This is a genomic window from Maridesulfovibrio ferrireducens (assembly GCF_016342405.1).
In the GTDB taxonomy this organism is placed as follows: domain Bacteria; phylum Desulfobacterota; class Desulfovibrionia; order Desulfovibrionales; family Desulfovibrionaceae; genus Maridesulfovibrio; species Maridesulfovibrio ferrireducens_A.
The window spans coordinates 114,360-136,899 of sequence record NZ_JAEINN010000001.1; the positions used below are offsets into that span (position 1 = coordinate 114,360).

26 protein-coding genes are annotated in these 22,540 nt (G+C 44.2%); 12 read left to right on the plus strand and 14 right to left on the minus strand.

Features of this window, described 5'->3' with window-relative positions; all coding sequences use genetic code 11:
- Nucleotides 1-18: 18 nt before the first annotated feature.
- From alr to JEY82_RS00495, 3 genes are all read left to right on the plus strand, one after another.
- The gene (gene alr, locus JEY82_RS00485; RefSeq protein WP_304081594.1) at nucleotides 19-1,143 is read left to right on the plus strand and encodes an alanine racemase; all 1,125 of its coding nucleotides are present in this window, start codon (nucleotides 19-21) and stop codon (nucleotides 1,141-1,143) included.
- 58 nt (nucleotides 1,144-1,201) lie between these two features.
- On the plus strand, nucleotides 1,202-1,390 hold the full coding sequence (locus JEY82_RS00490) for a hypothetical protein (protein ID WP_304081596.1): 189 nt from the start codon (nucleotides 1,202-1,204) through the stop codon (nucleotides 1,388-1,390).
- A gap of 89 nt (nucleotides 1,391-1,479) precedes the next feature.
- Complete coding sequence (locus tag JEY82_RS00495; RefSeq protein WP_304081598.1) at nucleotides 1,480-2,664, plus strand: ABC transporter substrate-binding protein; 1,185 nt, start codon at nucleotides 1,480-1,482, stop codon at nucleotides 2,662-2,664.
- 108 nt (nucleotides 2,665-2,772) lie between these two features.
- Here JEY82_RS00495 and JEY82_RS00500 read toward each other — a convergent pair whose 3' ends face one another.
- From JEY82_RS00500 to JEY82_RS00530, 7 genes are all read right to left on the minus strand, one after another.
- Nucleotides 2,773-3,495 (minus strand): SDR family oxidoreductase, encoded by a 723-nt coding sequence (locus JEY82_RS00500; protein ID WP_304081600.1) that lies wholly within the window; start codon nucleotides 3,493-3,495, stop codon nucleotides 2,773-2,775.
- Between the two features lie 186 nt (nucleotides 3,496-3,681).
- On the minus strand, nucleotides 3,682-4,935 hold the full coding sequence (locus tag JEY82_RS00505) for an iron-sulfur cluster carrier protein MrpORP (RefSeq protein ID WP_304081604.1): 1,254 nt from the start codon (nucleotides 4,933-4,935) through the stop codon (nucleotides 3,682-3,684).
- A 168-nt stretch (nucleotides 4,936-5,103) separates the two neighbouring features.
- Nucleotides 5,104-5,463 (minus strand): NifB/NifX family molybdenum-iron cluster-binding protein, encoded by a 360-nt coding sequence (locus tag JEY82_RS00510; RefSeq protein WP_304081606.1) that lies wholly within the window; start codon nucleotides 5,461-5,463, stop codon nucleotides 5,104-5,106.
- Nucleotides 5,460-5,804, minus strand: a complete 345-nt coding sequence (locus JEY82_RS00515) for a NifB/NifX family molybdenum-iron cluster-binding protein (RefSeq protein ID WP_304081607.1) — start codon at nucleotides 5,802-5,804, stop codon at nucleotides 5,460-5,462. Before JEY82_RS00515 ends, JEY82_RS00510 begins: the two co-directional genes overlap by 4 nt.
- 235 nt (nucleotides 5,805-6,039) lie before the next feature.
- Nucleotides 6,040-7,374, minus strand: a complete 1,335-nt coding sequence (locus JEY82_RS00520; RefSeq protein WP_304081609.1) for a sigma-54-dependent Fis family transcriptional regulator — start codon at nucleotides 7,372-7,374, stop codon at nucleotides 6,040-6,042.
- A 114-nt stretch (nucleotides 7,375-7,488) separates the two neighbouring features.
- Nucleotides 7,489-8,145: a hydrogenase nickel incorporation protein HypB gene (gene hypB, locus JEY82_RS00525; protein ID WP_304081610.1), complete on the minus strand. Its 657-nt coding sequence runs from the start codon at nucleotides 8,143-8,145 to the stop codon at nucleotides 7,489-7,491.
- Nucleotides 8,146-8,166: 21 nt separating this feature from the next.
- Nucleotides 8,167-8,514 (minus strand): hydrogenase maturation nickel metallochaperone HypA, encoded by a 348-nt coding sequence (locus JEY82_RS00530; RefSeq protein WP_304081611.1) that lies wholly within the window; start codon nucleotides 8,512-8,514, stop codon nucleotides 8,167-8,169.
- Nucleotides 8,515-8,830: 316 nt separating this feature from the next.
- Between JEY82_RS00530 and JEY82_RS00535 the strand changes: the two genes are divergently transcribed.
- A complete protein-coding gene (locus JEY82_RS00535) occupies nucleotides 8,831-9,487 on the plus strand; it encodes a CBS and ACT domain-containing protein (RefSeq protein WP_304081613.1) in 657 nt (218 codons plus the stop codon).
- Between the two features lie 108 nt (nucleotides 9,488-9,595).
- Here JEY82_RS00535 and JEY82_RS00540 read toward each other — a convergent pair whose 3' ends face one another.
- On the minus strand, nucleotides 9,596-9,907 hold the full coding sequence (locus JEY82_RS00540) for an IscA/HesB family protein (RefSeq protein ID WP_304081614.1): 312 nt from the start codon (nucleotides 9,905-9,907) through the stop codon (nucleotides 9,596-9,598).
- A gap of 194 nt (nucleotides 9,908-10,101) precedes the next feature.
- Here JEY82_RS00540 and JEY82_RS00545 point away from each other — a divergent pair, with 194 nt between their 5' ends.
- Nucleotides 10,102-10,656 (plus strand): TetR/AcrR family transcriptional regulator, encoded by a 555-nt coding sequence (locus JEY82_RS00545; RefSeq protein WP_304081615.1) that lies wholly within the window; start codon nucleotides 10,102-10,104, stop codon nucleotides 10,654-10,656.
- A 58-nt stretch (nucleotides 10,657-10,714) separates the two neighbouring features.
- On the opposite strand, the gene JEY82_RS00550 is transcribed toward JEY82_RS00545, so the two are convergent.
- Nucleotides 10,715-13,201: a heavy metal translocating P-type ATPase gene (locus tag JEY82_RS00550; protein WP_304081617.1), complete on the minus strand. Its 2,487-nt coding sequence runs from the start codon at nucleotides 13,199-13,201 to the stop codon at nucleotides 10,715-10,717.
- Between the two features lie 136 nt (nucleotides 13,202-13,337).
- Between JEY82_RS00550 and pyrR the strand changes: the two genes are divergently transcribed.
- The 5 genes from pyrR to JEY82_RS00575 all read left to right on the plus strand — a co-directional run bounded on the left by pyrR (nucleotide 13,338) and on the right by JEY82_RS00575 (nucleotide 17,223).
- A complete protein-coding gene (pyrR, locus tag JEY82_RS00555; protein ID WP_304081619.1) occupies nucleotides 13,338-13,877 on the plus strand; it encodes a bifunctional pyr operon transcriptional regulator/uracil phosphoribosyltransferase PyrR in 540 nt (179 codons plus the stop codon).
- A gap of 44 nt (nucleotides 13,878-13,921) precedes the next feature.
- The gene (gene thrB, locus JEY82_RS00560) at nucleotides 13,922-14,458 is read left to right on the plus strand and encodes a homoserine kinase (protein ID WP_304081620.1); all 537 of its coding nucleotides are present in this window, start codon (nucleotides 13,922-13,924) and stop codon (nucleotides 14,456-14,458) included.
- 24 nt (nucleotides 14,459-14,482) lie between these two features.
- Nucleotides 14,483-15,085, plus strand: coding sequence for a hypothetical protein (locus JEY82_RS00565; protein ID WP_304081622.1), 603 nt, complete (start codon nucleotides 14,483-14,485; stop codon nucleotides 15,083-15,085).
- A gap of 146 nt (nucleotides 15,086-15,231) precedes the next feature.
- A complete protein-coding gene (locus JEY82_RS00570) occupies nucleotides 15,232-16,632 on the plus strand; it encodes a beta-1,3-glucanase family protein (protein ID WP_304081624.1) in 1,401 nt (466 codons plus the stop codon).
- Nucleotides 16,633-16,674: 42 nt separating this feature from the next.
- Complete coding sequence (locus JEY82_RS00575) at nucleotides 16,675-17,223, plus strand: hypothetical protein (RefSeq protein WP_304081626.1); 549 nt, start codon at nucleotides 16,675-16,677, stop codon at nucleotides 17,221-17,223.
- A 47-nt stretch (nucleotides 17,224-17,270) separates the two neighbouring features.
- On the opposite strand, the gene JEY82_RS00580 is transcribed toward JEY82_RS00575, so the two are convergent.
- Entirely contained in the window at nucleotides 17,271-18,125 is an 855-nt protein-coding gene (locus JEY82_RS00580) for a WcbI family polysaccharide biosynthesis putative acetyltransferase (protein ID WP_304081628.1), read from the minus strand.
- A gap of 84 nt (nucleotides 18,126-18,209) precedes the next feature.
- Between JEY82_RS00580 and cobT the strand changes: the two genes are divergently transcribed.
- Complete coding sequence (gene cobT / locus JEY82_RS00585; RefSeq protein WP_304081630.1) at nucleotides 18,210-19,289, plus strand: nicotinate-nucleotide--dimethylbenzimidazole phosphoribosyltransferase; 1,080 nt, start codon at nucleotides 18,210-18,212, stop codon at nucleotides 19,287-19,289.
- A 23-nt stretch (nucleotides 19,290-19,312) separates the two neighbouring features.
- Nucleotides 19,313-20,356, plus strand: coding sequence for a selenide, water dikinase SelD (gene selD, locus JEY82_RS00590; protein WP_304081632.1), 1,044 nt, complete (start codon nucleotides 19,313-19,315; stop codon nucleotides 20,354-20,356).
- 109 nt (nucleotides 20,357-20,465) lie between these two features.
- Here the strand turns inward: selD and JEY82_RS00595 are convergent, their stop codons facing one another.
- From JEY82_RS00595 to JEY82_RS00610, 4 genes are all read right to left on the minus strand, one after another.
- A complete protein-coding gene (locus tag JEY82_RS00595) occupies nucleotides 20,466-20,690 on the minus strand; it encodes a hypothetical protein (RefSeq protein ID WP_092157209.1) in 225 nt (74 codons plus the stop codon).
- A gap of 248 nt (nucleotides 20,691-20,938) precedes the next feature.
- Nucleotides 20,939-21,208, minus strand: a complete 270-nt coding sequence (locus JEY82_RS00600; protein ID WP_304081636.1) for a helix-hairpin-helix domain-containing protein — start codon at nucleotides 21,206-21,208, stop codon at nucleotides 20,939-20,941.
- On the minus strand, nucleotides 21,189-22,121 hold the full coding sequence (gene hemC, locus JEY82_RS00605; protein ID WP_304081638.1) for a hydroxymethylbilane synthase: 933 nt from the start codon (nucleotides 22,119-22,121) through the stop codon (nucleotides 21,189-21,191). Before hemC ends, JEY82_RS00600 begins: the two co-directional genes overlap by 20 nt.
- 31 nt (nucleotides 22,122-22,152) lie before the next feature.
- Complete coding sequence (locus JEY82_RS00610) at nucleotides 22,153-22,401, minus strand: zinc ribbon domain-containing protein (protein ID WP_304081639.1); 249 nt, start codon at nucleotides 22,399-22,401, stop codon at nucleotides 22,153-22,155.
- Nucleotides 22,402-22,540: the final 139 nt, after the last annotated feature.

A 22,540-nucleotide genomic window follows, 5' to 3' on the forward strand; every position in this document is an offset into this window, starting at 1 on the left:
GGCATACGGTAAATAAAAATGGCAATTCGATATAATACTTTTGAAGTCGGTGTTGATTTAAGAGCTATACGGCATAATTACAAAATCCTTTGCGAGAAAGGATCTAATGTTTACGGAGTGATTAAAGCTGACGCATACGGTCACGGGATGATTGAGGTTGCGCGTGCCCTTGAAAGCGAAGGCGCTGACACTTTTGCTGTGGGAACTGTCGGCGAAGCTGTTCAGTTGCGGCGCAGTGGATGCGAAAAGAGAATTATTTCTTTGCTCGGTCCGCTTAATGAGGCTGATTGTTTAGCTATTGCTGAAGATACTATTATTCCGTTTGTAGGTTGTTTTGATCAACTCAATATGCTTGTTTCTGTAGCTGAAAAGCATCAGCTTGAGATTGAAATCAGTCTTAAATTTGAGACAGGAATGTCTCGTTTGGGTTTCAGTGTTGATGAGCTTGCTGAATTGATTGCGACTCTTAAAGCCGGTCCGCAGATTCGACCTGTAATGGCCAGTTCACATCTTGCAACCTCTGATGATCCGGCTTACGAAGGTTATGTGGGCTCGCAGGCTGAGAAGTTCATATTTATTTTGAAGACTCTTGAGTCCGCGGGATTTAAGGTTGAAGCTAGTCTTGCGAATTCAGCGGGAATTTTAAAACATGATAATGTTCATTTTACGGCTCAGCGGGGTGGGATTGCTCTGTATGGAGCCAATCCACTCAGCGGCACATCATGGGAAGATCTTGGTTCCCGTTTGAAGCCGGCAATGCAGGTCCGTACAAAGATTGCTGCTGTGCGTGAACTGAAAAAAGGGCAATCAATCAGTTACGGTTGCACTTATACCGCACAGAAAGATATGAAAGTTGCGATTGTCTGTGCCGGATATGCCGACGGGTACAGCCGGGGGCTTTCCAGTAAAGGTTCAATGTGCATAAACGGCCGGCGGGCTCCGATTGTCGGGCGTGTGTGTATGCAGCTTACCGCAGTGGATGTTAGTTCTATTCCTGACGTAAAATTCGGTGATATAGCTTATTTGCTTGGCGGAGAAGGTGAAGGTGCTATTTCTCCTGATGATTTGGCTTCCTGGTGGGGCACAATTACTTATGAAGTTTTCTGTCTTCTGGGGCTTAACCCGAAGAGTTATGTTGAATAAATGGTGCATTGAATACGCTTCAAACTGAAGTTAAAACTGTTTTTTGGAGGATGTTGATATGAGTTGGAAAGTAGCTGAAAGTTATCCCCTTAAGGATGTAGATCCTGCGGAACTTAGATACAAATGGGAAGAAATTGCAATTGATATGGCTTTAATTCCTGAACTGAATGTTCGTGTGTACATCGAAGACGGTATTGTGCGTATCGAAGTCAGTGAAGAATTATGGGATTGTATGGCTGGAATTTAGTTATTAAGGGGTGGTTTTTTGGGAACCGCCCCTTATGTTTTACTACTGTATAGATTCTTTTAAAATTCTCACCGGAGGTCATTCTGCACATGATTATTAAAAAAGCAGCGATGATTTCGTGCCCCAATATTATATGTCTGGCATTTTTATGTCTGACAATTCTGATGGTTTCTTTTTTGGGGGGCTGTTCCAGTGACAAAGCTAAAGAAGTTTCTGAGTTCAAGGTGGGCGTCATTGCTGTTACCAGCGGTGAGTTGTTCAGAAGAGGCACCTATATAGTAACGGCTGTTCGTTATGCTACTGATATTGTTAATGCCGAAGGTGGGGTAGATGTATCCGGTGTTAAGCATAAGGTTATTCTCTATCCTGTTGATAGCGGAGGATCTCCCGAAATTGCGACTCGGATGGCACTTCGTTTGATTGAGAAGGATAAAGTTTCAGTTATTATCGGTGGAGCAAGCAGTTCCGTTGCTCTGGCTGTCGCTGAAGTCTGCGAAAAAAAGAAAGTACCCTTTATTACTCCGGTCGCCAGTACCAATAAGCTAACTGCGTTTAAATATTCGTTCAGAGTTTCATATACAAATTCAGTACAGGCGGCGGCGATTGCAACGTTTGTGAGTGAATCTTTAAATCGTGAATCGGTTGCTGTTTTATATGGAGCTGATAATCCTTACAGTGTTGAATTAGCGACTTTATTCAAAAAGAATTATGAAAAGAATGGCGGCATTATTGCTGCTTTTGAAAATTATCCTGAAGGCGCGCGCGAGTATGCGGAGCAGCTCAAGAAAATTATTGCAACTCATCCTAAAATTTTATTTTTTCCCAATAATACGAAGAAAGTACAGCTACAGGCGCGTCAAGCCAGAAAGCTAGGCTTCAAAGGAATTTTCTTGGGCAGTGATTCATGGGACTCTGTTGATTTGTTGAGAAATGATGCTTTCAAAAATAGCTATTTTACAGATCACTGGTTTTCCGGACTTCCTATTCCCGGAGATGCAGAGTTTGAAGCTGATTTTAAGAAAAAGAACGGAGTTGAAGCTACAGAGCTTGAGGCTCTAACTTATGATGCTGCAATGAGTCTTTTCGCAGCAATTAACCATGTTCATTCTGCAAATCCTGAAACAATACACGACGGTCTTGTTGATATGCCGCCATATGCAGGAGTGACTGGTACTTTCGATTATAATAATAATGGCGATCCTGATAAAGATGTATTTATTTCGCAGATCAGGAACGGGCGCGTTGTTTTGAGAGATACTATTTTTGTGAAATGATCATCAACTAAATTTTTTAGAGTTACAAAAAAAACAGCCCGTCATTTTAAATGTCGGGCTGTTTTTATATTCTGTATATTACACAGTAAGTGGTTTGTTTTGCCGAAATTATTGAGGTTGTCCTGTGGGGGCAATAACTATTTCGCGCACGCATACATTTTGGGGTTGCTGGTAGGCAAACATAATTGCTCCGGCAATATCCTGTGGAATTAGAACCGATCCCATTGATTTTTTAAATTCGTTGTATCCGCTGATGATTTCGTCAGAGGTTGTGTGGCTTAGAAGTTCTGTTTCAACTACTCCGGGGGCAATGGTAACGAGTCTGACATTTGAACCGCAGACTTCTTCGCGAATGTTTTCGGTCATTGCGTGGACCGCGAATTTGGTGCCGCAGTATGCTGCATGTTCGGGGAATGTTTTTCGGCCTGCAACGGAACTTATGTTCACAATTGTGCCGCCTTTACGAGCTTTCATCTCAGAAATTACTGATTTTACTCCGTTCAAAACTCCCATGACATTTACATCAAACATGGCTTTCCATTCTGCTGGAGACTGGGTGTCGATGTTACCGAGGAGCATAAGACCTGCGCAGTTAACAAGGCAGTCTACCTGTCCGTATTTAGCTTCGGCGTTTTTAACTGCTGATTTAAAAGACTCAAGGTCGGTTACATCTACTTTTTCACACATGGTGTTTGGCAGTTCTAATACTTCCAGTCTTTCAACTCTGCGCGCAAGCAAAAGCAAAGGGTGTCCTGCAAGCGAGAATGCTCTGGCTGTCGCCTCTCCTATTCCTGAACTTGCTCCTGTGATAACTACGAGTTCCTTGCTCATGTAATATGTCCTTTTCGGTTTAAGTTGACTTTGAGACAGTTTGAACTGTTATCATAAAGTAATTCAGACTTAAAGTTTGGAAGGCTAAAACCTAAAAAGCCCAATGGCCCACAAGAAGATGAGTTCTGCGGGCCATCGGTACTTAAGGAGTAGGAATAGCGATATACTTTGTACTGGAAAAGTATCTTAGTGATCGCAGGTATTTTGTCCGGTGACAAGAGTTCCTGCAAGATAGCTTGCAACTACATTTTCAGGAGATTCTGCGGGAGCGCCTACAACGACTCTGACACCTGCATCAGTGAACAGAGACTGAGCTTTTGCGCCCATTCCGCCTGCAAGTACGAGCTGAACGCCCTGATCTGCAATCCACTTAGGCAAAATACCTGGCTCATGAGGTGGAGGTGTTTCCATGTTGGTGGCGACAACTCCTTTAGTCATAGTGTCAACATCCATCAATGCAAACTGTTCGCAATGTCCGAAGTGCATGCAGAGTTTTCCGCCTGCAACAGGGATAGCGATCCTGATCATGCCGTTTTTAGCTTTTAGATCATTAACGGAAGGCATTTTTAAATTCTCCTGCAATGTTTCGGAAATGTTTAGTATAGGCTTAATTATTGCGTTTAATGCCTTGCCGGTGATTCCTTCGTGATCAACTCGGACAATTGGGTAGCCTTCATCTCCGGAGCGTCCTACTTCTGGATCGAGAGGAATTTTTCCGAGGAATTTAACACCCGTTTCTTTTGCAAGAGCTTCGCCGCCGCCGGTGTTGAAAATATTATGAATGCTGCCGCAATCAGGGCAGACAAAACCACTCATGTTTTCAATGAGTCCAAGGATGGGGTTACCGACCTGTTTACAAAAGTTAACTGAGCGGCGGACATCATCAACTGCAATGCCTTGTGGAGTTGTAACGATTATGGCCTGAGCATCAGATCCGAGGGTCTGGAGTGTGGAAAGAGGTTCATCGCCTGTTCCAGGGGGGCAGTCTACGATAAGGAAATCAAGATCTCCCCATGCTACGTCCTGAACAAACTGTTTTATTAAACCGATTTTTACAGGTCCACGCCAGATGACAGGATCTTCTTTACTTGGAAGCATGAATCCGAGAGACATGACCCAAAGATTCTTACTGTATGAAATAGGTTCGATGATTTCATGACCGATATGAGGTTTCTGGTCTTCAAGGCAAAGCAATCTAGGGACACTTGGTCCGTGAACATCAACATCAAGTAAACCGACTTGTTTTCCGGCAAGAGAAAGAGCTACAGCAATATTTGTTGCAACAGTACTTTTGCCGACTCCGCCTTTGCCTGAAATGACAACTATTTTATGTTTAATTTTGGAAAGAGTCTTTTTTAGTTTCATATCTTCAGGACTGCAATCCTGAGATGTACATCCTGAACCGGAGGAAGAACAACTTCCGCAAGCATGATCGCTCATATATAATCTCCTGCCCCTTAGTATTAGGGGTAATGTTTTTCTTAGGTCGTTTAAGAATTAAGAACGGCCTAAGTCTGAATGATAATAAATATTAGTATAAAATAAGACCTGTTACCGCGTTGTCAATGTACGGATGTAACGAGTCTTATTATGCTTTGTCTTTTCTTTTTACCAGTGGCCTGGTTTGTCTGCGCCGGAAGCTTCTTCCAGATTGCCATTTTTATAGGCAGAAAAAGCATCTTCAACAGTGCCGCTTTCAGTTAAGAAAATCTTAATTGCACCTTTCTCCAGAGCCGTGAAAGCTTTTGGGCCTACATGTCCGGTAATAATAACCTTTGCTCCTGTCGCTGCAACATTCTGCGCTGACTGGATTCCGGCTCCCTGCGGAGCATTTAAGTTCTGAGTATTATCTACAAATTCATAAGAGTCATTGTCGGTGTCTAAAATAGCAAAACCTTTAGCACGACCGAAACGGGGGTCTATTGAATCATTCAGATTTGGACCTTGGCAGCTAATTGCAATTTTCATTTTATTTTCTCCTTGAACCTATGGTTGGGATTAATTTCTTTGCCTTGTCTTTGTCTGCATCTGCCTTTTTTTCCTAACCTGCCCGAACAACCGGGCATGATAAAGTTTTCAAGTAGATTCAGCCTGTAGGCCTCGAGGATTTCATCGACTGTTCCCCGTACCCATGGAATAACTTTAATTCCGGCCTGCTCCAGGGCGTTTCGTGTGCAGCCGCAAATAGCGCCGCATATGAGAAATGTTGCCCCGCAGGTCAAAGTGGCGGATGTCCTGTCCTTTGGGTCTTTTGAGGGAAGGGATAGGAGACCTGCGGGGCAAATTTTATTGTCGATTAACTGGAACATTTTAAGTTCCGTTGCGTTGTCAAATACAGAGGCCAGCCTGTTTTCAAAACAAGCTAAACAAAGTGTTGTCGCCGAATTAATAGTGCGTTCTTTGTGTCCTCTCATGACAACGACAAAGCACTGGACGTGCCTGTTTAAAATAATATCGATATTCTGGATACTTGGTTGGATATAGAGGTGTGAAGAGAGAGTGTCTAAGGCTTTTTTTGCGTCTGTAAAATAAGATTAGGGCTTGTTATGCGTCCATCTCTTCACAGCGGGAGATAGATCTGCGCAGGGTGTCCTTGGAAATGCCAAGCTCTCGGCAAGTGGCCATTTTTTTGCCGTTATTTCTTTCAAGGGCGCGACTGATGGCGAGGCATTTAACTTCTTCCAGCGTCATTGGTTGATTGCCGGGAGAAAGTGTGCACTTTAGTTGCGGCTGCAAATATTCGGGTAGATGCTCAATTTGAATGAAGCCTGACGGGCAGAGGATAAAGGCAAATTCAAGGATATTCTCAAGCTCACGAACATTGCCGGGATAGGGGTGGCGCATGAGTATCTGCAGAGAATCTTCTGAAAGACCGTCGATGTTTTTACCTTGAAGTACATTGAGCCTGTTTATGAAGTGGTTGATTAACAGGGGAATATCTTCGGTCCGTTGTTTAAGAGATGGAAGATTGAGGGTAACAACGTTGAGTCTGTAAAAGAGATCCTGACGGAAGGTTCCATTTTCTACAAGTTCTGCAAGATTACGATTTGTTGCTGCTACAATTCTAACGTTGGCATTAACGCTGGAGACAGCGCCCAACGGTTCGAATGTTTTTTCCTGAAGGACTCTAAGTAGTTTTACCTGAAGTTTTGGCGGCATATCTCCAATTTCATCAAGAAAAATAGTACCACCGGCCGCAAGTTCAAACCGTCCGGGTTTATCTTTACGGGCATCAGTAAATGCTCCGGCCTTATATCCGAAAAGTTCAGATTCGAGCAGATTGTCAGGTAAAGCTCCGCAGTTTACTGCAACGAACGGGCCGTGTTTACGGTCGCTGAGATTATGAATGGCTCTGGCAAAGAGCTCTTTTCCTGTGCCGGATTCGCCTAAAAGCAAAACGGTAGCTTCGCTTTTACTTACCTGCGGCATTATTGAAAAAACTTTGGCAAGGAGTTTGCTTTTACCGATAATGTCTTCAAATCTCCACGAGTCCTGAACTTCGCGGCGCATAATTTGAATGTCAGTGAGATCTCGAAAGCTTTCTACTCCGCCGATAATCTTGCCCGCGGAATCAACAAGCGGGGCCGCACTTATGGATACAGGTACTTTTTTACCGTCAGCGTGGATAAAGAAGATAGATTTGTTACTGATTCGTCCGTTGTGCTTCATGCAGGAGCGCAGTGCACAATTCCCGTCGCACAGGCTGGAGTGGAATACTTCCCAACATTTGTAGCCGACAGCTTCTTCACAGTGGATTCCTGTGATTCGGCTGGCGGCTTCATTGAAGAACGTTATGTTCCATTCTTTGTCTACAGTGAAGACTCCGTCTGCGAGGGAATCGAGCACTGCGGAACAAGGAAGGTTGCTGGGGAATCTCATTTTCCGCTCCGCACTATTCCGGTTGTTCTTATCTAATTAATGCGCCCCTATCGATTTGTCATCTTCAAGGGGCGCGTTCAGCTATTTTAACAGCGGATAAAACGTTTTACGGTTTTATGCCTTTGTTGCTCTGGTTTCTCTGAGCCATTGGTACCAATCTTCAAGTCCTTCACGTGAGCGACAGGAAAGAGGGAAGATAGAAATGTCTTTGTTTAGCTTGCGGGCATGTTTCTTTGCATTTTCAAGGTCAAAATCAACGTAAGGAAGCAAGTCAATTTTGTTGAGGATCATGACAGAAGAAATATGAAACATGAGAGGATATTTCTCAGGTTTATCATCACCTTCAGTTACGGTCAGCAGGGTAACTTTGTGGTGTTCACCTACATTGAATTCTGCGGGGCATACGAGGTTTCCGACGTTTTCTACAAAAAGGATATCGAGTCCTTCGGTATCGATATGAGAAAGAGCTTCTTTTACCTGACTTGAATTAAGATGACAGCCGCCTTCGGTATTGATCTGTACAGCTTGCGCACCGGTTGCTGCTACGCGACGGGCATCGTTGTCTGTTTGAAGATCGCCTTCGATAACCGCCATTTTGAATTCACCCTTGAGGTCTGCGAGGGTTTTTTCCAGAAGGCTTGTTTTACCTGATCCAGGGGAACTCATGAGATTTAGACACAGGATCTTTTTCTCAGTAAAAAAAGTATTCAGTTCCGCTGCGATTTTATCGTTGGCTTCTAAAATATTTCGTACAATAGGTATTTCACTCATCCGAGTCTCCTTAATTAAATCTTATTCAATCTCGATACCTTCGATCTGTAATTCTTTTCCTTGAAGAACTTTATGTCCGATTTCGAGACCGCAGTCAGGGCAGGGCATGTAAAGTCTATCATTAGGGGTAAACTCTTTTTGGCATGAGCCGCAACTGACTATTATTGGGATTTCGTTAACAACAAGAATCGAGCCTTGAAGCGGAGTATCCATAGTGATGGCTTCCCATCCAAAGGTCAGAGCTTCTGAGACGATTCCCGCGAGAGCTCCGTTGTTTACCAATACTTTTTTAAGTGTGGCATCCGGGTGCTTCTCTAATTCCTCTAGGACTATCGTATGTATGCTTTGAGCTATTGACATTTCATGCATGAATTTGGACTACCCCAAAAAAGTATCAGGGGCAAGATACTTCAAAGTAGAAATTGAATGGAATTTTATTATTTCATGTCTAATGTGGTTTATTTTGAAAATACATAAGAGATCAATAGGATTGATATAATGTTCTTCAGGATTCTATTACACTCTCATAAACCTTGCGTAAGTGATGGGAGTGTTTTATCGACCATTAATGCACTGCAAACGTTTGGGCTGTGCGTTTTTTTAGACACGTATTCAGATTTAATGTTAATGCTTGAAGCATAACTTTTTACGAACCCGGTGTTACCGGATTCTGGAGGACTTATAGATGTATGTAGGACTGAAAATGCTCAAGGATTTTGTTACGGTAACTCCTGAAACTTTAGTGAAGGATGCGGACAAACTTCTCGAAGATAATCAGTTGTGGATGCTTCTTGTCAAAGACGGTGAAGAACTTGTTGGTTATGTCACAAAAGAGGACGTCCGGGCCGCTCTACCCTCAGTAATAAGCTCTCTTGAAAAGCACGAGCTGAATTATCTGCTCAGTAAAATTACTGTCAGGGACGTAGTTCGTAAAAACATAACCACAATTCCGCCTGAAACTGACATCGAAGCTGCTGCAGATCTTATGTATGAGATGAATCTCTCTGGTCTGGCCGTGGTGGATAAGGAAGGAAAGCTCATCGGCTATATTAACCGGAATAAGATGCTGGAAGTTCTTGTCGAAGAAATGGGACTAAAGCAAGGTGGTTCCCGTATTGTTGTTGAAGCGGAAGAAAGGACCGGGGTTCTTTATGAACTCGCTGGAATTATTTCAAACATGAAATACAACATTATCAGTACCGGATTATTTTATCATAAAAACCGCAGAATGGTTGTTGTTCGTGTGGATACTGAAGATCCTTCCCCTATAATAGAATCTTTAAGGGAACGCGGACATAAAGTTGTCGGTCCCGATGACTTTAAACATGAATGGAAGTCATAGTTTTTTAGTCTTTTTTTTAAGAAAATAAAAAGGGCCGCATCTTTTATGATGCGGCCCTTTCCTATTGGGTCTGCGACCCCGGAATTAAACGGTATAATTATCTGCTTATTAACCGCAGCTTCCTGAACACGAACCACATTCTCCGCCGGCGCCCATTTCCATAGCTGAAGTGATAACAAATCCGCTATAGCTAAGGTCGACTTTGAAAGGGCTTCCCTGTCCGTTAAGTTCTTTGTCTATCAGAAAGGTGAATCCCGCTGCATCAAGGTTCTCGTCAGTGTCTTTTGGCTCATCCAGAGCCAATGCCAATCTGGGGCCTGCTCAGCCACCTGTAGAGAGGTAGATGCGTATAGGGGTTCTTTCTTTATCTGCAAAGTAGCTTTCAAGCTGTTTAGAGGCAGCTTCTGTTATTTCAACCATTATTCCCTCCTTATAGGACTTCTCGATACAAAAATAAGTTTTCTATTTGGTTTTGTCAAATGCTCCATGTTGACCTTGATAGTCTCTTAAGGTAGGAAATATACTCCTGTTCAGTTTTACCAATATAATTATTTGTTTCAGATATTTCAACAAGACAAATTAAACGCTTCCGTCGTTTATAGGGAGTCATCATAATGAAGACTAAAGATCTTATATTGGAAACAGCCAAAGAAATAATTTCTCAGGTGGGTTTCCATAGAGCCACGACTTCTAATTTAGCTAAAGCTGCTAATATTTCGGAAGGTACCATATACAGGCACTTTGAGAGTAAGGAAGATATTCTTCTTCACATTCTTGCAGGGCTTGAAGAAAGTTTCTCATATTATATTGAAGGCGTTCGTCAGAAGCTTGATAAAGATGAGTGTTCGTTTGATATGATAATGGCTGATTATTTCACTTTTGTTGAAGATAATGAAGTTGACATGAAGATTATGCTTTCCACATACGGATTGCTTGATTCTTCTAAGCGCCTGATGGCTGTTTTCCTTAAAAATCTAGAGCTTATCCTTGAAGATTGTATCAAGGTAGGGATCAGAAAAGGAATCCTCAGAGATGTTGCTGTTGAAGAAAATGCTACAATTATCATGACAATTATTTTCGGTCTGACCAGAATGCATCTGTACTGGCCTAACCAGAGAGATGTTCGTACAGAAGCTATTGATTTCTGTCGTCGCAGTCTTCTCAAATAGTTTTTTTTAAAGTTTTTTATAAGGCCGCCCAGTAATTAGCGGCCTTTTTTTTATATTTTTAATTTTCGATAGTGAAAAATTTCAGCCGCAGTGCGTTTGTCACCACTGTTACTGAACTGAGCGACATTGCCGCAGCGGCGAACATAGGTGAAAGAGTCGGGCCTCCGAAAATATAGAGTGCTCCGGCAGCAACAGGAATTCCCAGTACATTGAAAGCAAAAGCCCAGAAAAGGTTCTGTTTGATATTTCTAACTGTAGCCCGGCTTAGTGCCAGAGCTGTTAAAACACCTGATAGATCCCCTTTCATAAGCACAATGTCGCCGGATTCAATTGCGACATCAATCCCGGTGCCCATGGCAATTCCAAGGTCTGCCGAGGCAAGAGCGGGCGCATCATTGATGCCGTCGCCTATCATAGCCACTTTCCGGCCCTGAGCCTTTTCTCTGTTTACAACTTCAGCTTTACGGTCCGGCATAACCTGCGCTACCACTTCGTTGATTCCTGCGCTTTTTGCGATTGTGCGGGCTACTTTCTCGTTATCTCCGGTAAGCATGACAGTTTTTACGCCTAGAGCGTGAAGCTTTTTGATTGTCGCTGGGGCTTCTTTTTTTATTTTATCAGCGATGGCCATAATTCCGGCAAGTTTTCCGTTTTTAGCAATGTAGAGCGGGCTTTGGCCCGCAGATTCGAAACTGGAGGCCGCATCTCTGGCTTTTTTCTCGTCAAGTCCGCCGACAAAATTGCGGTTCAGATATTCCTGATTGCCGAGCAGCATGGAATGACCACCTGTTTTTGTGGCAATACCAAGACCTGCTACAGCATTAAATGATGTCGTTTCCGGTAACGATATGCCTGTCTTTTCGGCTGCGCGGAGTACTGCTCTTGCAAGGGGATGTTCGGATTGTTTTTCTGCCGAAGCGGCCAGTGCTAATAATTCTTCTCCGTTTTGACCTGAAGCGACAAAGGTGTCCACCAGCTCGGGTTGTCCGTAAGTAAGAGTTCCGGTTTTGTCGAAGATCATGGTGTTGATTTTACCGGCAGTCTCAAGGGCTTCTCCTGATTTTACAAGCACGCCAAGCTGTGCTCCACGTCCTGTTCCGACCATTATTGCGGTCGGGGTGGCAAGTCCCATTGCGCAAGGGCAGGCAATGACCATTACGCTGATGAAAATGCGCAGAGCAAAGGAAAAAGGCTCAGCGCTGAAAAAGTACCAACTGAGACCGGAAAGAACAGCGATAGTCATTACCGATGGCACAAAGTAAAAACTTACGGTGTCCGCAAGGGAGGAAATCGGAGCTTTGGACCCTTGAGCATCTTGTACAAGTTTGATGATGCGGGAAAGTACCGTGTTTTCACCGACATTTTTTACACGAACCTTGAGCGCCCCTCCGCCAGTATTAACAGTACCACCCGCAACTGCGTCTCCTTCAGATTTGGAGACAGGCATGCTTTCACCTGTAAGCATTGATTCATCTATCTCTGAATGTCCTTCATAGACAGTGCCGTCTGCACTTACTCTGTCGCCGGGCCGGATCAAAATATTGTCACCGGGACCGATTTCTTCAATGGGGGTTGAAATTTGTTCGCCGTTTTCAAGCAGGATGGCTTTTGCCGGAGTCAGGTCCATTAATTTTTCTATGGCTTCTGATGTGCGTGATTTAGCTCGTCCTTCCTGAAATTTGCCAAGTAAAATAAGAGTGATAATTGTTGCCGCGGATTCAAAATAGAGATCCATAGCTCTTGCTTGAGGATCAACTCCTAATGCTATTTCAATAAAGTTCCAAAGTGAATAAACGACAGCCGCAGAGGTTCCCACCGCAATAAGGGAATCCATATTTGGGGTGCCGCGCATGAGGTTCGGGAATCCGTGAATATAAAAATCTTTACCGAACCAAAGTACAGGCATAGTCAGAAAAAGTTGAATAAGGGCAAAGCCAAGCGGTGAATGATGGGGGCTTATAAAGTTCGGCAGAGGCATGCCCACCATGTGTCCCATGGTTATGATGAGAAGCGGGACGGTAAATGTCAGAGCATAGATCAGCTTTTTTTTCATTAAAGCTAATTTTGCTTCATTTTGCTTACGTCGTGTCTCAAAGTTTTTTTGTGCATCCTGTGCGGATTGAATTTCTCCAGCCTCGAATCCAAGATCTTTTATTATTAGTCTGATTTGTCTCAGTGATATAATTGCGGAATTGAATTTTATTATTGCTGATTCTCCCGGCAGGCTGACTCCGGCTTTGACTATTCCGTCAGTCATATTTAAAACTCTTTCAAGTCTTGATGAACATGCAGAGCAGCTCATTCCTGATATGGGTAGAGCGACCTCAGTTCCTTCAATTTTTTCAGTAGCTTCAAATCCAGACATTTCGACGGTTTTAATTATTTCCGTAACGGAAGTTGATTCTTTATCAAAATTTACGGCTAAGGATTCAGTAGCCAGATTGACGCTGGCATGCTTAACTCCATCCATATTGTTGATAACTTTTTCAAGCCTTGATGAACATGCAGAGCAGGTCATCCCTTTTATTTCAAAAAGTGCATCCATAATATATCCTGTTTGGGGTACTCGCGGGGATTGCATTACCCAGTTACATTTTTTATAGCTACTCCCGACGGGGAGTCTCGTTTAAAGATTAGAACAGTTTTGATAATAATTCTCAACCTCTTTAAGGCGGAGTAATATGCAAAAAGAAAAGATTGTCCTTTCAGAAATAGATATGACTCGCACCCTTGATAGACTCGCTTCTGAGATCACAGAGCGTCGTGGTGATTGCGAAAAACTTGCTATTATAGGTATTCAGCGCCGAGGCGCAGACCTAGCTCAAAGGCTTAAAGACCTGCTGGACGAGCGGCTTGGCAGAAAAATACCCTTAGGTAAGCTTGATATCAATCTCTATCGTGATGATTGGACAAATCTGAGCCGCCAGCCAAGCATTAATTGTACAGAGATTCCTTTTGAGATAGAAGGAACTTCAATTATTCTGGTTGACGATGTTCTTTTTTCTGGAAGAACAGTTCGTGCTGCCCTTGAAGCAGTTTTAGATTTCGGCAGACCTCGCAGAGTTGAACTGCTTGTTCTGGTTGATCGCGGTCATCGTGAATTGCCGATTCGCGCTGATTATGTGGGTAAAAAAGTTACGACCGGTGAAGATCAGCATGTAAATGTGCTGGTGAAAGAACGTGATGATGAAGATAAAGTTGTTCTTCTTTTACCTGAATAATTTCCGCTTAAAAATTGTATTAAAACCGGAAGGTCCGTTTCTATATGAGTGACAGGGAATTAGTTTTTTCAGATGGATGCGCAGTCAGCCTTATAGGCATGGCCGGAGCCGGAAAGTCTACTCTTGCACCGCTTCTTGCCACCAAATTAGATTGGCAGTTTATCGATACCGATCAAGTCGTGGAGTCTTTTTACGGTAAACCGTTGCAGGATATTGTTGATTATCTGGGTCTTGCAGATTTCCGTAAGGCCGAGGAAGAAATACTTTCCACCCTCGGAGTTCTCAGAACAGTCGTTTCCACTGGAGGGAGCGTTGTTTACGGTGAAAAAACGATGGAAAGGCTTAAAAGTCTCGGGCCTGTTGTTTATCTCCGCATGGAATGCAAAACCTGCCTTCAGCGGGTCGGAGAGGGATACGGCAGGGGGCTTGCTATAAAGCCAGATCAAAGTCTCGAAAGTTTATACAATGAACGCGTTCCTCTTTATGAGCGTTATGCTGATTTTACGGTAGATACAGATAAATTTTCGTCTGATGAATGTGCTGAGAAAATTTTCCAGTGGTTGAAATCAATACAAGAATAAAAGTAAGTTAGGGTTTAATAATTCATGAAAAAAATTACCAGACAGGCAGTTTTCCGTAAACTTGATTCCCTTTATGAACGCATGGCCTCCGTTTATGCAGATACTTCCGCACGTATCGGTCTATCGTGTGAAAATTGTGAAGACAATTGCTGTACCAGTTATTTTCAGCACCATACATATGTTGAATGGCTGTACCTATGGCAAGGGTTAAACCTGCTTACTGAAGAAAAAAGAAGTGAATATGTGCAGCGGGCCGAGGATTACGTGCGCGGCTCTCGTGCTATGCTCGAAACCGGAGTGCGTCCCAAGATTCTGTGCCCTTTGAATGATAACGGTCTTTGCGGAGTTTACAAACATCGCCTCATGATCTGCCGTATGCACGGAGTTGTGAATACTTTACGTCAGCCGAATGGCAAGCAGCATGCTTTTCCCGGATGTTTTAAGTGTCAGGCTCTTACAGAAAACATGGATAACGTGCCGGTTCTTGATAGAACCCCGCTTTACAGAGATCTAGTAGGGCTTGAAATGGCTTTGCTCGGCAACAAAATTAAGACCATGCCCAAAGTAGACCTGACTCTCGCTGAGATGATTGTTATGGGCCCGCCTGATTTGAATAAACGTTCATAGAAAAGGCAGATTTGATCTAGACTCTGGCCTTGTTTCGGGATGGTATTGATCTATTCGGCATTATAATATATTTTTTAAAAGGAGAAAGTGTATTTAGGGCAATTCAGGCCTGTAATCTATAAGTGTGTACGCACTTCGGGGGTTTTGTGGGAAAAAAAGTGGCAGGATTTTGTTTGTTTTTAATAATGATGGCCTCTTCGATTGCGTTTGCGGCAACTGCCGTACCGATTGTATTTGAAATTCCCTCAACTTTAAAAGCTGCGGATGTTCATGTTCAGTTTCTAGGCAGTTCTATCACTGGTACATATGTAAATACTCTCGGTGCTGTCCAGAACCTGGTTACGACGAGAGGATATACTCTTGCTGAAATAACAGGACCTGTTTCAGTCGGAGGGGGCGCACCTGCTAATGTCCCCGCTGTTTTAATTTCAAACTATGTTTCCGGCAGAGTTTTTATTACAATCGGCAATAGTACCGATATGAGCCCTGTTGCTCAACCCGCCCCTCAGACCTCTACTGATCCAAATTACTATGAACGTTACCAGTATTTTGAACCTACCATTATAGGGGCTGATGCACATGTGGATTTGTCATATATAGATTTTGCTGCAATAGCTCTGACGCTGGAAGCTAAGAATGCTCCGAATGCGGAGTTCAGCCCTCAAAAAACAACGGTTACCAGTAAAGTGCTTACCGATCGGTTGGCTCGAACTACGGTTGTTGCCGGTTCGTCTGTTATTCCTCCAAATGAAAAGTTGCCCAGTAAATCGTTTGCCCGGGTAATATCTCCTAATACTCCTACCGGTGCAGCTTTATATCACGACTGGACGAATTATTTGAAAACCACTCTTCAAGGTAAGACGGTACACCTTAAAGGATTGTTTGCGGGAGTTCTTCTTGCTGGTGAGGTTAACTATTCAAGTAATGAGCGTCAGGCTCAAAGTTATGATTACACAGTTTCTATTTCCGGTGCAGGAGATGTTACTTTTACCCCAACACCTCTTTCGGACTCTGGTTCCAGCGCAGTGGCGGGAGTTCCAGTTCCGATGAGAACCAACCCCGGAGTCGGTAAAACTGCAACAGCTGTAATTACTGTTTCTTTTGCCGAGTTGAGCGCGGCTACCGGTATATATGGTAACAACCCTAAATACAGTGTGGGCGGCGGAGCTTTGACTTTAGGAATCGTGAATGATTTTTATGGGTGGGTTGTGGGAGATTTGCTTGCAGGTTTAAGTTGGGGATTTCCGGGCAGTGCAACTACATATAAAGGTACAGCCATAGGGGGTATGTACAGTCGGCAATGGTGGGGCGGCCCTCTTGCAGACGGAACAGTTATTGCCGGAGCGGATACTCCCGCCGGTAATGGAACTGTTTTTGAACTAGCTCAGCCGGGCGAGCCTTTGAATTATCATACTTATGCGGCTGCTCTTAACGGTGTCACTCCGGGATACGGTTTCGCTCTACAGGATAGATTGGGACAGAATTTATTGCATCTTAATACAGGTACAGATCCAAACGGATATCTATTAGCGATTATTGAACCGTAGGCTGGTTCTTCGATTACCCCTAGTCCAAGTCAGGCTCCCGGGGTGACATTAATAATTAGAACAACGGTAATCAAAGAGAAGAGTGCTTCTGCTTTGAAGGCTGATTATAAAGCGGATGATTTTGATCCTATCACTTCCATCTGTTCCTTTAATGGAACCGTAATTCCTTCTGGTCTTTGTGCCACCTTTATGATGGACACTCATAAGGTTCCGAACGGAAGAGTTTCAGACATTAAACTGATGAAACTTTATTCCAGCGGGACGTCTGCTCTTTATACATACGCGGTGTCCGGTCCTGCCTATGAAGACGGGTTTTGGTGGCTTACAGATGCAGAGTATAATCATCTGATTCCAAGTGACACTGTTACTCGTGGAACTCAGTATTATATACACTTCGTGGTTAAAGATAATGGAGCTTTTGATGAAGATCTCACGGCAGGTTATATCACTGATCCTGTTTCTGCCGGGACAAAGCTGTCTTCATCCGGGTGTGTCCTTGTTCCTGAATCCAGTATGTCTTATGAGCTTGCAGGGTTGTTTTTAATAGCCTTGATTTCAGGAGTCTTACGCAGGCGAAAATTGAATAGTTAATATTAATCAAAAATCCTCCTCGACTCCGTCGCAGGGGGATTTTTTTTTCAGTATGCTAGACTGTTATGGTTTTTTTTCAATGCTGTGGCTTGTAGAAAACCGATGAAATCTTCTATTCCCATTCGGCGGCATTTTATATAGCGTATGGCGTATTCTTTAAAGGTCAGGTCCGCTCCGTATACATGGTAGCGTGTGTCAGGTCCGCAGAATTCTAAGCCGAGATGTTCTGCAACTTGCGGATGGATAGGTTGTTCAAAATCGGGGAAGGGGTCAGCGATTGATTCAGTAATCCCTGTTCCAAGTTCATAGAAACCGAGTTCGGACAGAACCCCGTTTGCCGTGTTAAGCAGTAGCTCTTTTCCGGGGTGGTTTATTGTATTGAAAAGTTTTCTATGTTTGTAATTCGAAAGGATGAAATCAACGTATTTTGTAGAGCAGTAGGTTTCTTTTTTTCTTTCTATTTTTTCAGATTTAGCAATGATTGAGTCGAAATCGTATATTTTTGTGAGTTTGGCATTCAGGAAAAGGTGCAGAATCTGGGATTCGCTGAGATCTCTTTCAAATAAAGATTCCAGAAAAGTATCCGGGTAGTCGAATCCTTTTTTGCCGGACCAGAGCGGCCAGTAGTGAATAAAAAGCATGCTTGGAAAAGCGATAGTTTTGCATTCAGGTTTCAGCTTGTTGCGAAGGGTTGCCGAGGATAATTCTCCCCAATTTTCGGCAAGGTGCTGGTACAGAAAAAGATTACATTTTGTGAGAAGCTCTTCGGGGATCGGCTCTCTTATATAATTGGTGAAACGGTGAACCTCATAAGTTTCCGTAAAATCAGAACTTAAGTTCAAAAGGTTTTCAATAGGTTCACCTTGGCAGTTCGCCTGTAATATGCATATTTTCCTTTTCATTATGGAACGCAGATTAGCATAATCCATTATGATAGCACAATAAAGATAACCCTCTTCCCTTATGATTACTTCAAGGCAAAATATATGAAAAATTATTTCAGAACAGACTTAGAAGCGGTAATTTCAAAAGTCGCAGCAGTTGATCCTGCGCTTGAGAAATCTGCGCGCGCTCATCTGGATAATTTGACTAAACCGATAGGCAGTCTTGGTCGACTTGAAGACCTTGCGGTCAAGATGTATATGGCTTCCGGCGGTAATCCACCAAAGTCTGATCCGGCGCGTATATATGCAATTGCCGGAGATCATGGTGTTAATGCCGAAAATGTGAGTTTTTTTTCGCAGGAAGTAACCCGTCAGATGGTAGAAAATTTTCTTCGAGGCGGAGCTGGAATTAACGTGCTTGCAACGACTTCCGGCGTAGAGCTTGTTGTGGTTGATGCCGGATGTATGGGCGGAACTTTTCCAGAGCATCCCCGTTTGATTCAGCGCAAAATCAATTGCGGAACAGCAAATATTTCTAAAGGCCCGGCCATGACTGAGGCTGATTGCTTAAAGGCTGTGTTCCTTGGTATTGATCTGGCGGATCAGGCTCATCGTGAAGGTATAAAGACTCTTGGAACCGGTGAGATGGGCGTTTCAAATACTACACCTTCCACGGCGCTTTATTGCGCTTTTTTCGGACTTGATCCAAAATCTGTGACGGGCCCCGGTGGCGGAATAGATGCCGAGGGCGTAATCAGGAAAACCGGAGTAATACATCGCGCGCTGTCGGCGAATAAAGCTGTTATTGAAGCTGGTGATTCTCTTTCTATTCTGGCAGCCTTGGGCGGGTATGAGATTGCCGCTCTTGCAGGGCTTATTATCGGCGGCGCAAAGAACAGGCAGATGGTTTGTATTGACGGTTTTATTTCAACAGCTGCGTATGCTGTCGCGTGTAAGCTTTGTCCCGCTGTCGGGGGATATTCTGTTTTGAGTCATGCGTCCGCAGAACCCGGTTATGCTGGAGTAGTAAAAGCTCTTGGCAGAAAGCCTTTATTGCACCTTGATATGCGCTTAGGTGAAGGTTCAGGAGCCGCACTGAGCATGTTTATGCTTCGGGCGGCGGCTAATATTTATAATGATATGGCTACATTTGATGATGCCGGAGTTGATTCCGGTAACTAATTTTTACTGAAAGGAGAATGACTATGTCCGCTTGGGAACTGGTCAAGACTGTCAAATCCGCGGGTTGAGCCGCCAAGATTGCTCCGGGGGACCTGGAGCAGGTGCTTGAAGGGTTGGCTGTGGAAGACGAGCGTCTGCTGACCGGACTGGGGGGGAATGAGGATTCCGCCATAGTGTCTTTTCCTGCGGGCAAAGCTCTTGTTCAGACCGTGGATTTTTTTACACCTGTTGTAAATAATCCGTATTGGTTCGGGCAGATTGCTGCGGCTAACTCTCTTTCTGATGTTTACGCAATGGGCGGTGAGCCTTGGACTGTGATGAACATCGTCTGTTATCCCATGAAAAAAATGGGTGGCGAGATTCTGCGCGAAATTCTCAAAGGCGGCATGGATAAAACCCGTGAGGCCGGAGCTGTTCTCGCAGGCGGTCACAGTGTTGAAGATGACGAAATGAAATACGGTCTTTCCGTCACAGGTTTTGTCGATCCAGATCGGTTTGCTTCGAACAAAGGTTTGCGTGAAGGCGATCAGCTGCTCTTGACCAAGCCTCTTGGAACAGGCGTACTCGCGACGGCCTTAAAGGCCGATTGGGACGGCGCTGAACGTTTTGAAAAGGATGTTTATAAGTGGGCATCCCGTCTTAATATTGCGGGTGGACGGGTAATTCGTGAACTTGGCCTTAAAGGGGCTACTGACATTACAGGATTCGGTCTGGGCGGTCATGTTCTTGAAATGGCAGATGCTTCAGGCGTGGCCGTTGAGTTGTGGCTGGATAAGGTTCCATTCATGGATGATGTTATTGATCTTGCATCCATGGGCTTGATTCCGGCCGGCAGTTTTGCCAATCGCAATTTTTGCAGTTCACAGGTGGAAACTGCGGCAAGCGCGGATCTGATTAAGACTGATCTTGTTTTTGATGCTCAGACATCGGGCGGATTAATTTTAGCTGTTCCTGCTGCTCAACTACAGCAGGCTAAGGATATGCTGCTTGAAGCTGGAGACTTAGCCGAGCATGTGGGGCAGGTTGTTTCATTCGATAAGAAGCGAGGGCGCCTCAGAATCGGATAACCTGCTTGTTACAATTTATAGAAATAATAAAGCGCGAATCTGTTATGCAGGTTCGCGCTTTAATCATAGATAGGTAAGTCTTAAAGTCGCATGGAGGAGGTCCTGATAGTTATGCACTGCCGTGGCTCGAAGTTACAGCCTGAATCAGGTTTCCGCTGGCATTATATACCGGCGAGGATTCAATCTTTACGAGCTCGCGGTGCATGGAAGGATCGGCAAAAGCTTGTCTATGCAGTCTCTTGCGTTGCAACGTCTTCATTGTGTTAGCCAGATTTTCTGTTTCCCTTTGTGGAGGGGCCTGAGCCACTTGTGTCAAATCTAGAGAGTTCGTCATTTAAGACCTCCGTCCGTGGAAGTTATAAGTAGAATGCATTAGTAAATGTTTCCCCTTTAATAATCTTATCGGTTGAGCCTTTCAAAACTTAAGATGTGGGCTAAATATATATGATTAACAATTTAACGTGGTTGTCGTTTTGATACACAAATTATTTTGTTTTGAAAATAAAAAACCCGAAATCCATGCATTATATTGAATGCAAAAGATTTCGGGTTTAAAATTATATTTAGGTAAGGTAGAAAGAATCAGTCCTTCCAACTCCACCATTTTTCGAGATGCGGGTCGCGTTGTTCGTTATTGACGCAGTAGACAACGCACCTGAAAACATAAAGCATGCAACGGTCCACGTGCTTTCCGGCTAATTCTTCAAGCCGGAGATACATGGTTTCCGGATCTTCCCTCTTCATTTCATCAAGGGAGCGATAACCCATATCCCAGAGGTCTTCGGCAATTGACTTACCTACCCCGGGCAGGGTGCGGAAACTTTTCAGGATATCAGGCTTTGCATTTGTCATAGACGCGATCAAGAATTTCTTTGGCTCCGGCAGCAAGAACGTCATCAGCAAGGCTCATTCCAAGATCCCAAGCTTCATCTGCGGGGCCGGTTCTTTGGAGCCTGATAGGACTGCTTCCGTCGATATCCGCTACAAATCCAGTCAGTTTAATATTGTCACCTTCGCGTACAGACCATGCTGCGATGGGAACCTGACAACCGCCGTCAAGGCCGGTCAGGAAACCGCGTTCAGCACGAACCTGCCGCGCAGTTTCTTCGTGGTGAAGGAATCCGAGAATGTCCTGAATTTCCGTGTCCTCGATTCTGTATTCGATTCCGAGTGCACCCTGAGCCACAGCCGGTAGGAACTGTGGAGGACCGAGTATTTCACTCTTAGGGGCTGTGAGATTCAGTCTGTTCATACCTGCTGTGGCAACAACAATGGCGTCAAATTTGCCGGCCAGAAGTTTGCCTACACGGGTATCAAGATTGCCGCGCAGTGATTCAATCTTGAGGTCGCTACGCAGGGTGAGGAGCTGTGACTGTCTGCGCAGGGAACTTGTTCCTACAACTGCGCCAACCGGCAGGTCTTTAAGCGAATCATATTTTACGGAGAGCAGGGAATCAGTTTCAGCTTCTCTAGGCGGGATGATCCCGACTTCAAGTCCTTCAGGCAGTTCTGTCGGCACGTCTTTCATGCTGTGTACTGCAAGATCGGCTTTTTTAGCGAGCAGAGCTTCTTCGATTTCCTTTACAAACAAACCCTTGCCACCGACTTTTGCAAGTGGAACGTCCAGAATTATATCGCCCTTGGTTTTTATCTTGAGCAACTGAACTTCGATACCGGGATATTCGTTACGAAGGAGGTCTGAAATATGATTGGCCTGCCAGAGAGCAAGTTTGCTTCCGCGGGTCGCGATGGTGATTTTTCTCATTGTGCCGCCGTTTTATTTAAAAATTAGTTAATTAACCGCAAGTGGAGCAGTTGCCACCGGAGCATCCTGCACAGCTGCTGCCTGATGAGGACGAAGATGGAGCAGATTCTCCCGTATCTCTTGAGTCCGAAGCTCCGCCGTTTTTGAACTTGCAGGCTGAAATAAGCTTTCCGGTTTTTTCTGATTTACATTCGGGGCAGGGAGGACATTCGTCGCGGTTGAAGACAAGCTCTTCAAACTCTTTTCCGCAGTCCGCGCATTTATATTCGTATATTGGCATGAATTACTCCATGTTTTGAAAGTATAGTGGAGAAAATTGCATAGCCCAAAACAGTCGGGTGGGCAATGTCTTGAACCCATATAAGTCCGGTTCTGAGAAATGCAATAAAAAAACGCGGCCTACCTGCTGGTAAGCCGCG

Coding starts and splice junctions, on each gene's coding strand:
- hypB (WP_304081610.1), bottom strand. CDS start 8,145: ATGAGTGAAATACCTATTGTACGAAATATTTTAGAAGCCAACGATAAA.
- JEY82_RS00520 (WP_304081609.1), bottom strand. CDS start 7,374: ATGAGATTCCCCAGCAACCTTCCTTGTTCCGCAGTGCTCGATTCCCTC.
- JEY82_RS00500 (WP_304081600.1), bottom strand. CDS start 3,495: ATGAGCAAGGAACTCGTAGTTATCACAGGAGCAAGTTCAGGAATAGGA.
- JEY82_RS00505 (WP_304081604.1), bottom strand. CDS start 4,935: ATGAGCGATCATGCTTGCGGAAGTTGTTCTTCCTCCGGTTCAGGATGT.
- hemC (WP_304081638.1), bottom strand. CDS start 22,121: ATGAGAAAAATCACCATCGCGACCCGCGGAAGCAAACTTGCTCTCTGG.
- cobT (WP_304081630.1), top strand. CDS start 18,210: ATGAAAAATTATTTCAGAACAGACTTAGAAGCGGTAATTTCAAAAGTC.
- JEY82_RS00610 (WP_304081639.1), bottom strand. CDS start 22,401: ATGCCAATATACGAATATAAATGCGCGGACTGCGGAAAAGAGTTTGAA.
- JEY82_RS00495 (WP_304081598.1), top strand. CDS start 1,480: ATGATTATTAAAAAAGCAGCGATGATTTCGTGCCCCAATATTATATGT.
- JEY82_RS00515 (WP_304081607.1), bottom strand. CDS start 5,804: ATGTTCCAGTTAATCGACAATAAAATTTGCCCCGCAGGTCTCCTATCC.
- pyrR (WP_304081619.1), top strand. CDS start 13,338: ATGCAAAAAGAAAAGATTGTCCTTTCAGAAATAGATATGACTCGCACC.
- JEY82_RS00530 (WP_304081611.1), bottom strand. CDS start 8,514: ATGCATGAAATGTCAATAGCTCAAAGCATACATACGATAGTCCTAGAG.
- JEY82_RS00535 (WP_304081613.1), top strand. CDS start 8,831: ATGTATGTAGGACTGAAAATGCTCAAGGATTTTGTTACGGTAACTCCT.
- alr (WP_304081594.1), top strand. CDS start 19: ATGGCAATTCGATATAATACTTTTGAAGTCGGTGTTGATTTAAGAGCT.
- JEY82_RS00510 (WP_304081606.1), bottom strand. CDS start 5,463: ATGAAAATTGCAATTAGCTGCCAAGGTCCAAATCTGAATGATTCAATA.
- thrB (WP_304081620.1), top strand. CDS start 13,922: ATGAGTGACAGGGAATTAGTTTTTTCAGATGGATGCGCAGTCAGCCTT.
- JEY82_RS00565 (WP_304081622.1), top strand. CDS start 14,483: ATGAAAAAAATTACCAGACAGGCAGTTTTCCGTAAACTTGATTCCCTT.
- JEY82_RS00600 (WP_304081636.1), bottom strand. CDS start 21,208: ATGACAAATGCAAAGCCTGATATCCTGAAAAGTTTCCGCACCCTGCCC.
- JEY82_RS00545 (WP_304081615.1), top strand. CDS start 10,102: ATGAAGACTAAAGATCTTATATTGGAAACAGCCAAAGAAATAATTTCT.
- JEY82_RS00580 (WP_304081628.1), bottom strand. CDS start 18,125: ATGAAAAGGAAAATATGCATATTACAGGCGAACTGCCAAGGTGAACCT.
- JEY82_RS00550 (WP_304081617.1), bottom strand. CDS start 13,201: ATGGATGCACTTTTTGAAATAAAAGGGATGACCTGCTCTGCATGTTCA.
- JEY82_RS00595 (WP_092157209.1), bottom strand. CDS start 20,690: ATGACGAACTCTCTAGATTTGACACAAGTGGCTCAGGCCCCTCCACAA.
- JEY82_RS00490 (WP_304081596.1), top strand. CDS start 1,202: ATGAGTTGGAAAGTAGCTGAAAGTTATCCCCTTAAGGATGTAGATCCT.